The sequence below is a fragment of the Vibrio sp. V08_P9A1T1 genome (assembly GCF_963874405.1).
Lineage (GTDB): Bacteria > Pseudomonadota > Gammaproteobacteria > Enterobacterales > Vibrionaceae > Vibrio > Vibrio anguillarum.
Map to the genome: position 1 here is coordinate 17,592 of NZ_CAWNIB010000122.1, position 11,425 is coordinate 29,016.

The window sequence follows — 11,425 nt, forward strand, 5'->3', positions numbered from 1 at the left end:
TCACCAGATATGAAGTTGGATACCGTCTATGGATCAAAATCCGCAGTCACAGCTAAAACTACTTGTCATTAAAGGCAAAGAGCAAGGCTATCTGACCTACGCCGAAGTAAATGACCACCTACCAGCAGAAATCGTAGATTCCGAGCAGGTAGAAGATATCATTCAGATGATCAATGACATGGGCATTAAGGTGGTAGAAACTGCCCCTGATGCCGATGATCTTGCTCTAAATGATGACAACGCAATCACCGATGAGGATGCTGCCGAAGCTGCAGCCGCTGCATTATCCAGTGTAGAAAGCGAAATTGGTCGTACTACCGACCCTGTGCGCATGTATATGCGCGAAATGGGTACCGTAGAACTGCTGACTCGCGAAGGTGAAATTGATATCGCTAAGCGTATTGAAGATGGTATTAACCAAGTTCAACGCGCAGTGGCTGAATATCCAGGCACCATTCCATACATCTTAGAGCAATTTGACAAAGTTCTTGCTGAAGAACTTCGTTTAACAGACCTGATCTCAGGTTTTGTTGATCCTGACTCAGATGCAACGAACGCCCCAACAGCGACCCATATCGGTTCAGAGCTTGCTAGCGCTGACCTTGCTGATGAAGACGATCTTGATGATGACGACGATGACGACAGCGAAGATACTGACTCTGAAGAAGATGCAGGAATCGACCCTGAGCTTGCGCTAGAAAAATTCACCGAACTACGCAACAAGTATCAAAATCTTCAACTCGCGAAAAATGAGCATGGCTATGACAGCAATAAAGCAGCCCAAGCCACCGAGTTGATGTTGGATATTTTCCGTGAATTCCGACTCACGCCAAAGCAATTTGACTACCTAGTCAACAAGCTTCGCACCTCTATGGATCGCGTTCGTACTCAAGAACGTCTGATCATGAGAGCTGCGGTCGAATACGGTAAAATGCCTAAGAAATCATTCATTGCCTTATTCACTGGCAATGAATCAAGCGATGCATGGTTAGATGAAGTACTCGCTTCAGAAAAACCTTATGCAGAAAAAATCAGACAGCAAGAAGAAGACATTCGTCGTTCAATTCATAAATTGAAAATGATCGAAGAAGAAACGTCTTTGAATGTACAAAACATTAAAGACATCAGCCGTCGCATGTCTATCGGTGAAGCGAAAGCTCGTCGAGCGAAAAAAGAGATGGTTGAAGCAAACTTGCGTCTGGTTATTTCTATCGCGAAGAAATACACCAACCGTGGCCTGCAGTTCTTGGATCTTATCCAAGAAGGTAATATCGGCCTGATGAAAGCGGTAGATAAGTTTGAATACCGCCGTGGTTATAAGTTCTCAACTTACGCCACTTGGTGGATTCGCCAAGCTATCACACGTTCAATTGCAGACCAAGCACGTACGATTCGTATTCCAGTGCACATGATCGAAACGATCAACAAACTGAATCGAATCTCACGTCAGATGCTGCAAGAGATGGGCCGTGAGCCTCTGCCAGAAGAATTGGCAGAACGCATGCAAATGCCAGAAGATAAAATTCGTAAAGTACTGAAAATTGCTAAAGAGCCAATCTCTATGGAGACACCTATCGGTGACGACGAAGATTCGCATCTTGGTGACTTTATCGAGGATACAACCCTTGAACTACCACTTGATTCTGCTACGGCCACCAGCCTAAGAGCAGCGACTCGTGACGTTCTTGCTGGCCTAACTCCTCGTGAAGCGAAAGTACTGCGTATGCGTTTCGGTATTGATATGAATACAGACCATACGCTAGAAGAAGTCGGTAAGCAGTTTGACGTAACGCGTGAGCGTATCCGCCAAATTGAAGCGAAAGCACTGCGTAAACTGCGTCACCCAAGCCGCTCTGAAACATTGCGCAGCTTCCTAGACGAGTAATCGCAACCTATCCAATCTAAAAGGTGAGCACAAGCTCACCTTTTTTGTATCTCATAGTTTAAGTGGATAAAAACTAAGCGCATTTACCCTATTTTGCGGGTAGACACTCATAACTCCATCCCCTATAATCACACACCTAATTTGGCCCCTTAGCTCAGTGGTTAGAGCAGTCGACTCATAATCGATTGGTCCCCAGTTCAAGTCTGGGAGGGGCCACCACTTTCTCTCTGATAACATCCGTCAAAACCTACAAAGCCAATTAAATCAATACGTACCAAATTATTCAGCATTCATAGTCTCTTGTGACATCAATGATTTAATGTACCATCGAATGTACTAACGGCTAAATATCGACTGTTCTGGTGGTACATCATGGCGAAATGAATACCCCTTAGCTAACACTCAAGCCAAACAAACCAAAGAATCTAGAGTCCATCCTACCCAACATGGGGTGAGCGCCTCTAGGATTATTGGCTTGTGACTAAATCGAATAATCGAATAATCGAATAATCGAATAATCGAATAATCGAAAACGATGATCTCTTCGAGCAAAGGACGAAAGAGATCCTTTAGCGCGTTATGCTCTGGATGAGGTAGGTAATTTTGGCGCCCTTGCTCATCGCTAAATGTCATTAAAACGCTGTGAGTATAACCTTGGTTTTTGCCTTCTGGGCTGTCGTTCACGCCCCACTCAACGGCGGCGACCCCCTCGACTTTCTCTGGCATGGCTTCAAACAGCGACTTGAGCTGTTGGATGTTGGCAGGCTGAGCTTGTGGTTTGAATTTGATTAATAAGATATGGCGAATCATTGTTCGCTCCGTTTCTGTCCGTAGAATTTCTTTTCATAAAGAGGGATAACGCTGGCTCACTGGTGCTAAAGGTGCTGCGCTTAAAACAATAAAGCGGCACTCAAGGTTTGAAGCGCCGCTTTATTGATTAAATGGGCTACAACCTTAACCAATATTGACCGATGAGCCACCAATAATTACGCCACCGCAGTCAACGGCATCGCCGACTCGCGCGGCGGGCTTGCCATCAATCATAACGCTACCCGAGCCGCCTTTAATTGCACGTGGGTGGCTTGGGTTGTTCGGTTTGTCATGAGGCTCTAGCGGGTCGCCCTGCCTTGCCACTGCTTTGCCATCAATTTTTACCGTCGGTGACCCAGCGGTGATCGGCGTAGGAGGAAAACCATCATGATCGGATCCGATATCTCCTACTAATGCACCATTTGCCATTGATTTGCTCCTTAATAAAGGTGACTTTTTCTACTTTAAACTTAATTTCAGACGAAACTAGTGCGCGAATGAATCTCTACTAACACGGCAATCTTAAGTAAGTCCCAAACACATTCATCAATCAAGCTCAGCCTTACAATTCCGACCATACTGCAGAGTAAATACTAAATAACTCACTAGATCTTACTTGGCCATCGCCAGATTCAATGCATCAATGTGCAAAAATATCCAACTTTGGCCCCGTATCTGGCTGATTTTTTTGCTGCTCTGCGATTCTTTTCAGAGTTTGCTGATATTCTTCATCACTCATATCACGCCAGTATCGCGGATTGCGCCCAGTTTGCTTATCATAGGCGGCGGTGGTTGGGTCTCTTTCACGTGCAGGCTCAAGTACTAAAATATCGGGCATGGGTTGGCTGATATCCATGTAACGTTGAATCATATTCCACAACCGATAATACTCTGCCACCATCTCATTACTGCCGATCAGGTTGCCAATCGGTACTCCAACCGAATAATCATGATAGCGATGCACCAACATCAGGTTGTAATTTAAGTGCCCTTGTGGACTAGGGGCGGACATCAGCACACAGTCAAACTCAATAAATGGATGGCTAAAACGCTCTTTATTGCCTTTTTTAAACAGTGTCACCATGCCAGTTTGGCGATTAAGACTATAGACTCGCTTACTTTTTAAAAAGGGCGCCAGAAAAAGGTGCCCAGCACTCACTAATTTAAAATGGCCATAAATAAGTAAACAAGGAAGTGTTGTATACAATGTCAGTTTATAAAACACATCGGGATAACTCTTCCCACCTCCCTTAAGGGTTGCACCAATAAAACCAATAAAAAATATTAAATAGCCCAGTGGTAAGATAACCACTAGCGACATTTTTGCTAAACCTACAATAAATAAGTACAGTTGAGACCAATTAGAAAAAGCTTCACTCTCTAAAGAGTTTTCATCCCAATAAGAGAGTTTATCCTCCTTTTCAGTCTCTTTGATGTTCGAAGGTGTAATTTCCCCAGCCAAAGAGAGAGCAATGGTGTCATTGGCTTTAGTAAAAGGAAAGACCTGTCCTTTGGTTAAGACACGCCGTAAAAAACCTTGCGCCTCTTTAGGTGGTTGGAGGGTTAATTGCTCTGAGTTATAAGCCATTATCATTCCTAATGTTTTTGATGACAGATGCTACGCTTTACGCCAATACGGTATTTTGCGCCCAATCTTGATCACTGTTGTTATCTAAAGCAAATGTTGGAACCACATTCACAGCGCGAGAATCATCACGCTCTTCTAATGCTAATGTCGGAAAGCTGGCCTGCTCAACGTGCAGCTTGGTTCTGAGCACAAAAACAGGCTGGTAGCGATACTGATAAGAACGCATCATCAGTAGGCTAAAATCGGTACTGTATTCGGGTACGGTTAAATCATATTTAACAAAATAGGCGGTACCTTCATTACGCTGCTCTTGATGGATAATAGTGACATTATGCGAGCTTAAGTTAATCAGTTCACTGGTTTCCCTTGAACCCGTTCGGCTACTTGTTATGGTCTTTTTTTCAATCGCTTGCCGAGCATAAAACTCAACCGCGACCGATTGAGCATTGAGTAACGCCGCTAAATTGGTATTGACATGGATAACATGGGTAGCACCTAATGCTTGCATCTGCTGAGTAAACACCTCAGGGAATTCGGTCTGTGCGCCTAAACGGTACGCTTTAACCGATAGATTGAAAATCAACCCAATAAACCGCTCAAACGCCGTCGTCGGGTCTTGCAAATGTGCGTAAGTCGCCGAGGGTGACTGACCAAACGGGCCGTTTTTCAGCCACGCCTCCATTGGGGTATCCTTCCAAAGCATGTAGAGCGCGAAACCTGCAACAGACAACCCAATCCCTAACCATGCCACAGGTCCCATACCAAATAACACCGGAGCGCTGGTAGTAAAAAACCCCGTTGCGACGGTGGTGGTTAACGTTCCTATCGACACCATACCCATCGCAACGCTGGCATCAAGATCATTTTCTTGCCAACAGCGCATCGCATCCCAACCAGCAATACCCGCAGTTAAAAAACCAGCACCAATACTTACTAATACTAATCGATTGATGCTTGACACCAAGCGTATATTATCATTTCTAAACGTCATTTTTTTCACAAGGAAGTCAGGCATAACAATCGCTGGTTTATGTGAGGCTGTTGCCAAACGAGACGCATTTTTCGTATAAAGATTTGAAGCATGGGTAATGGCGATACCAAGATCCAGAGCTGCACTTAGCGCGTTAGCGCCTGAGAAAAACACATCTTTTTCATCAAAAATATTCTTCATGTATTGCTGATTATTTCTCAGGTTAATCAGTTCAACTACAACTATAAAATAGGGGACTTTAAGTTTTTCATAAGCGTTGCTGACGGTCCAATCTTGGTGGTTAAGATCGCGTAATGCTCTTTGAGTATTCGCTTGGTTGAAGGCAGCTGCCATTTGGCTTTCTTGAGAGACAACCACGACTTTAAGCGGTAACTTAGTACCAACTGCACCTCGACTTCCTGAAATGAGATCGCGGGGCTTAAAGGCGTTTTTATTGGTCGATGCCACCAATTTGCCCGAACGATCATACAAGCGTCCAAACGCTGACTTCTTCTTAGAAGATTCGACAAATTCACGATCAGCAGCGCTTAGCCCATAGCTCAAACCATGACCGTGTACACCAACGACAATACCTTTCAACTCTGAACCACTGACGGGTACATAAGTGATATCCCCCCACATTTTGACATTAGTGGCTTTCAATAAACCAAGTACTGGGGCATAAGCGGCGTTAAATTGGATCACTTTCGCTTCACTGGTGAGATCTTGGCTCAGGTTCAGCAACGTATCAAAGTAACCCTTTAAAATATCATTCATGATACTGGCAATACGCCGTTCAAGGTTAAAAGCCTTTTCCTGGTTGCTATTGGAAGGCGACATAAAAGCCAGATCCATCACTTGTAACTGCTCATCTTGAATGAGCATCTCCTCTTTCGACCATAAAGCTAACGATTCAAGCGTTGCGAATCCAGATCCCGAATTAAATGGTGCTGGTGCACTATAGCCAGCTTGCTCCAAATTTATCGTACCTTCTTCTGGAAATAATATTCGGTACAAAGGATGGTTATCTTTTGGAGAGAGGATTTGTCTAGCGGTTTCTAAATAAGGTGAACAGGCGTCACTTTCAGGGTTTGACATTTGATCCAATTTATCAATATTCACGCTCAGAGCACTCAGCGCATAGCCAACAATCACATGCGCAGCCGATGCGTTAATATCGTTCATTGAACTGATATCACGCAGCACATGAGCCAATCTCTTCTGGTTCACCTGCAATTGGAGTTTCTCTTGCAATACCTTTACATCTTGGCAACAAAACTGTCGCTCAGTAGTACGTAATGTTCTGTGGAAAAGGCCTCCATAGTAATTGTCTATAGCATTACGATATTGATAGTAAGGATTTTCTTGTTGTCCGAACTTGGCTGGAACCACCAATTTTTGCACTAGCTCTGCAGTGCGATAGTACTTTTGTTGACTCATATCGATATAGACTTGCTGTAAATACCCAACAGCAGATTGAGTAAGAAAAGCGTGATGTCTTAAGTCAAAAAGAGGATCGTCCAATACAATTGCTCTCAGATGACGCTTTTTTGCATCTTCTAAAAAATCTTTCGAGTCACCAATAGTCCACAACTTAGCTTGATTTGGATCTGAGTTGATAATCTCAATCAGTGCGGCTTGCTTAATAGCGTATTCATATCGATGAGGTTGAGCATATTTAAAAACCTGTACCGCCTTATCACCGTCTTCATTCGCGGATAAGATTTCCTCTTTAATGGTTTGGTAAGTGCGTGTTACCCACTCCCCAGAGAGATCACGGTTGAGATTACTTGGCTCAGCAAGAAACAACTCCAACTCTGGCGCTCTTATTCGCATTGGCGGCAGTAAGCTAGCTTTCAATACATCGACATTTCTATCCACATTCAACTGATGAAATGCAACAGCTCGTTGAACTAACTCGTTTTGATTCGCCTCAAGATAATTAAGATATTGTGCACTCCACTGAACTTCTGAAAAGGCAAGATGGATCCGTGCCCCCTTGTTATTCTCTTTAGCCGGTATCCAAATCTCTTTTAGTGCCACACCAGTTGCGATTCGAGCTTCATCTTTAAACGGTTTATCTCTACCAGTACGATATTGGTAAAGATTGACATCTTTAAGAGAGTAATCACCGCTATCTTCTGGGCTAATTTGAATTTCACGCCATACTTTATGGTTGTAAAAGATATAAATAAAACCGGCTCGAACAGGAGCAATTCTCTCTTTATAAGTTAACGATGATTGATAAGTAGGTAAAAGCGTTAAAGGTAAAACTGCATGTACCAAATAACCTTGCTCGTCTTTCTTTCTTGGTATGTCTGCCACATTTTGAAAAAGCGGTAATTTGATTGGTTCACCTTCCGCTTCAATTTTCAGCCAAACATTTCGATTGGCACTCTCATCACACCAATCCCAACTGTATACCGTACTTTCATCAAGTTCAGGATCAATACTCTTTTTCGCTTCTAGAGCAGCCTGCTGTGACATATCAGTTAAGTCATAAAACTCAAAGTCTTGTTCAGAGCCATGTTGTATACCCGTTACTTCAATGAAAAACTTTTTACCATCACAGCTCGGACTTGAAGCAAACTTAGTAGACATATGCATTCTCCCTAGACATTAAGTATTCTATGTGTTCGACGATATTTTCTGATGTTTGATGCGATTTCGAATGAAAATTAAGATCATTGAGGGCAACATCATAGCGCTGTATTAAATGGCGTAATCGAGAAGAAATTTGAGGATCTGTTATCTGGTGTTGTGAGCAGAATAAATGAACCATTTTCTGTTTCTGCCAATTCAACTCTTTAATATTGTTTTCTGTAGCCCACTGCACGATCTCATTTTCATGATATTTATCATTGAGAGCATTTTCCTGAGATTCTGTAAGAAGCCAAAGATTTGAAGCAAGCTCCCCCCCCTCACTAACGACTTTGCTCCATTTAGCTAAATCACTGTATGTTTGACGATAAAAATAAAGGCTGCTGAAACATCCCAACCATTTGCCAGTATCGATCGTATCTGAACGCTCAAAAAAATAACTTGCCACTGAAGAACAATAATAATGAAACAGCCCTCTTCGATTACCTGAGAATTGAATATGTAATCGATTCCTTAGTTGAGCTAAGGCAACATCAAAAGAGACATTAAGTGGTGCAGAAAAATACAGTGTATGTTCTTTAGGTAAGATGTTTGTCATTGGATCTTGCTCATACAATGCAATCAACAAAGGGCTACGATTTAGTAATGACTCAACTGACGTCGATAAATATAACGGCTCAACCAAATGCCCAGAGATCCTCTCATAAACTTCAGCATGCATATTATGGTAATCATTGACTAGAGCAAACCAGTTCACTGCAACGTCATTACAGTGGCTATCGAGAACTAACATCATTTATTGTTTCCACAAGGGCAGTCACTTAACGGACAGCTTCCATCAGAACGCTTTTGACAAACCTGAGTGATTGGCATCTCCGTTTTGATATCGGCTATCACTTGTTGAATTAAACTCGCTGTTGGCAAGCTTAAGACCAGCTCATCCGGCGCACTTGGCGCTGCCAACCCCATAGGCAACGCCGCTACAACACCGCCATAACCCGAGCCGCTGCCTGCGCTGCCGCCAGAGTTGAGGTTGATCGCAGGCCCGACTAGGTGCACGCCGCCGCCATCCACTTTGATAAAACTGCCCGCAGCTTTGATGGTGATCTCATTACCCGCATCTAACACCAACTTATTGCCTGCTTTAAGGTGCACTTCATTACCTGAGTCAAAAACCGTTTTTTCACCGATTTTTTGGTGCAGTGAACCACCCACATCAAGGCTACGATCTAACGCTATTTTCTGACGGCTTTCGCCCTCGACCGTTAGGTGTTGGTTATTTTTGATGTGGCCGAACTGGTCGTTATCCACTGTCAGGTGTTTATCGTGTTTGATGTGGGTGGTGGCATCATTAAGCACTAGCGCTTCATAGTCTTTTTGCGCATGCAGGTAGATTTTCTCTTGCCCTGCTTGGTCTTCAAAACTCAGCTCATTAAAGCCTTCACCTTGATGCGTTTCACTGCGCAGTACGGTTTTGGTTTTGTTATCTGGCAGTGTGTAGGGCGCTTTATTGGTGGCGTGATAAGCGCGGCCTGTGACGATGGGTTGATCCGGATCGCCATTTAAAAAATCGACAATCACTTCATGGCCAATTCTTGGGATAGCCATCATGCCATATTGGCTGCCAGCCCAACCTTGCGACACCCTCACCCAACATGAACTGTGTTCATCGCCGTTAGAATATCTGTCCCATGGGAAATGCAGTTTAACGCGGCCATACTCATCGCAGAAGATCTCTTCGCCATCGGGGCCAACCACGTGGGCGATGCATGGGCCATCCACTTGCGGCTTCGTGTACGGTGTTGCGCGCCACGTTACATCGGCCGGGATCAAGGTAAATTGGTTACTGTAGGTCGTTGCACCACTACCGCCAGACTCTTCTAATGCTTGCGGCTGCTGGCCTTGGTGGTTTACTTGCACCACAACCCAATCTCGGTTCACGCTGTCGTCTAAATGTTCGGCCAAATCAAACAGGGTTCCGGCTTGCAAACGCGCTTCATTGCTTTGGCCTTGTGCGGTACGCGCCTGCCTTCTTAAGTACTCTAAACGAATTTGGTTAAACGCTTTACCGCTCTCATCGTCTTTAAATCGGCCCGGGAAATCAAAATGTTCATAGTGGGTCTGCTGGTAATCCATCGCGGTGCCGAGTGCACTTTGCTTAAAACCGTAAGTCGGTTTTTTAAAGCTGTAATCCGCCAATTGGCTTTCCGCCACTTGCGATTGCGTGTGGCTGATTAAGTTGGAAATGTAAGGCGTGTCAGCGATACCACCGGACAGCACATTGTAAGGGATCGGCGTATCGAGCTTCGTTAAGCTTTGACTGTCGTCACTGAAAATGAGGGTGTGTTTACCTTCTTCATGCAGGAGGTGATAGACCAAGCCCTCTTCGGCGGCTAATCGGTGTAAAAAGTGGATATCGGTTTCACGGTACTGTACGCAGAATTCGCGCTGAAGACATTCTCGTTTAAGTGCGAAGGCATAGTCGTCAATGCCCATCTCTTGCAGCACAATGGAAAGAATTTCAGGTACGGTTTTAAGCTGGAAGATGCGGCTATTTTGGCGCAGCGACAAGCGCTCTAATGCAGGCACTAAAGTGAGTGAGTAAAAGGTGTGATGATGACCAATATCGCCTTTACTAAACTGGCGCACGATGCCATGCACGCGCTGCACCACACCGCCATTACGAAAAACCGTTAGCTGAGCCGTTTTGTCGACGACATCGATTGCACTCAAAGTTGATTGACGGCTTGCTAGCTCAATGTGGTAACGAAACCCATAACAAGGCTCGCCATTAGCCAGCACACTCTCCGATAAGGATTCTTGTCCGTGGTATTCTCGCACTACAAATGCATCGTCGGCGAGCCCGTCAACCTTTAACGTAAAATTCAGCGTGGCCATCTTCCATCCTCTTTACACTAGAAACAGCAAAGCCTTAAGCAAGTCACACTCATTGAATGCACTTTGCTTAAGGCTAAAAAAGGTGGCTGGCCGGATTGGCTTTGCTTACGCAACATCAGCCAGCCACCCAAAATTAACGCTTACGCTTCTACTGGTTTGCGCCAGTCATCTGAACCTGAAGTACCAGCGTTCACGTGATCCCACAGGATTTTACGGTAAGACATAGAAACCGTAACGTTTTGCGTGAAGTCGCCGTTCGCAGGATCTTGGCAGTGTGGCATTTCGCAATGAATGTCCACGATAGACGCACTTTCAAGTTTAGTGGTGAAGAAGTTCTCTTGTTTACCTTCGATAGACGTGCGGTACCATTTTAGCTCAACCGATTTCATCTTCTCGCCAGACGCCAACGCGTTATAAAGAAGAGGAACCGCTTTATTTAGCGCAACGGTGAATTTGAATGGTTTGTGAACACGTTGACCAGAAGGCTGACCTGATTGTGGGTCAGTCGGTACTGTCACAACGTGGTCAAACATTTGAACCAACATTTGATCTTCATGACCTTCAACGAAAGCATCGCCGATAGAGTCAGTAGAAAGAGCGCCTGCAGTGATGAGACCCTGAGTTTCGCCTTCGATAGAGATATAACATGGAGTTGGCATGACTTATCCTTATT

At 44.4% G+C, this 11,425-nt stretch carries 7 protein-coding genes, 1 tRNA gene and 1 pseudogene; 2 read left to right on the forward strand and 7 right to left on the reverse strand.

From position 1 onward, the window contains the following. Positions 1 to 28 precede the first annotated feature (28 nt). On the forward strand, positions 29 to 1,885 hold the full coding sequence (rpoD, locus tag AACT21_RS06220; protein ID WP_013857727.1) for an RNA polymerase sigma factor RpoD: 1,857 nt from the start codon (positions 29 to 31) through the stop codon (positions 1,883 to 1,885). 143 nt (positions 1,886 to 2,028) lie between these two features. Further along, positions 2,029 to 2,104: transfer RNA gene (locus AACT21_RS06225), tRNA-Ile, on the forward strand. A 297-nt stretch (positions 2,105 to 2,401) separates the two neighbouring features. Here the strand turns inward: AACT21_RS06225 and AACT21_RS06230 are convergent. The 7 genes and pseudogenes from AACT21_RS06230 to AACT21_RS06260 all read right to left on the reverse strand — a co-directional run. Then, positions 2,402 to 2,695: pseudogene (locus AACT21_RS06230) on the reverse strand (Dabb family protein); the annotation flags it as partial. Between the two features lie 144 nt (positions 2,696 to 2,839). Further along, entirely contained in the window at positions 2,840 to 3,124 is a 285-nt protein-coding gene (locus AACT21_RS06235) for a type VI secretion system PAAR protein (protein ID WP_017043423.1), read from the reverse strand. Positions 3,125 to 3,335: 211 nt separating this feature from the next. Next, positions 3,336 to 4,283, reverse strand: coding sequence for a hypothetical protein (locus tag AACT21_RS06240; protein ID WP_094163454.1), 948 nt, complete (start codon positions 4,281 to 4,283; stop codon positions 3,336 to 3,338). 37 nt (positions 4,284 to 4,320) lie between these two features. Beyond that, on the reverse strand, positions 4,321 to 7,854 hold the full coding sequence (locus AACT21_RS06245) for a toxin VasX (protein ID WP_094163456.1): 3,534 nt from the start codon (positions 7,852 to 7,854) through the stop codon (positions 4,321 to 4,323). Further along, positions 7,844 to 8,650, reverse strand: coding sequence for a DUF4123 domain-containing protein (locus AACT21_RS06250; RefSeq protein ID WP_094163458.1), 807 nt, complete (start codon positions 8,648 to 8,650; stop codon positions 7,844 to 7,846). Before AACT21_RS06250 ends, AACT21_RS06245 begins: the two co-directional genes overlap by 11 nt. After that, complete coding sequence (locus tag AACT21_RS06255; RefSeq protein ID WP_094163460.1) at positions 8,647 to 10,752, reverse strand: type VI secretion system Vgr family protein; 2,106 nt, start codon at positions 10,750 to 10,752, stop codon at positions 8,647 to 8,649. Before AACT21_RS06255 ends, AACT21_RS06250 begins: the two co-directional genes overlap by 4 nt. Positions 10,753 to 10,892: 140 nt before the next feature. Continuing rightward, positions 10,893 to 11,411, reverse strand: coding sequence for an Hcp family type VI secretion system effector (locus AACT21_RS06260; protein ID WP_013857791.1), 519 nt, complete (start codon positions 11,409 to 11,411; stop codon positions 10,893 to 10,895). Positions 11,412 to 11,425 lie beyond the last annotated feature (14 nt).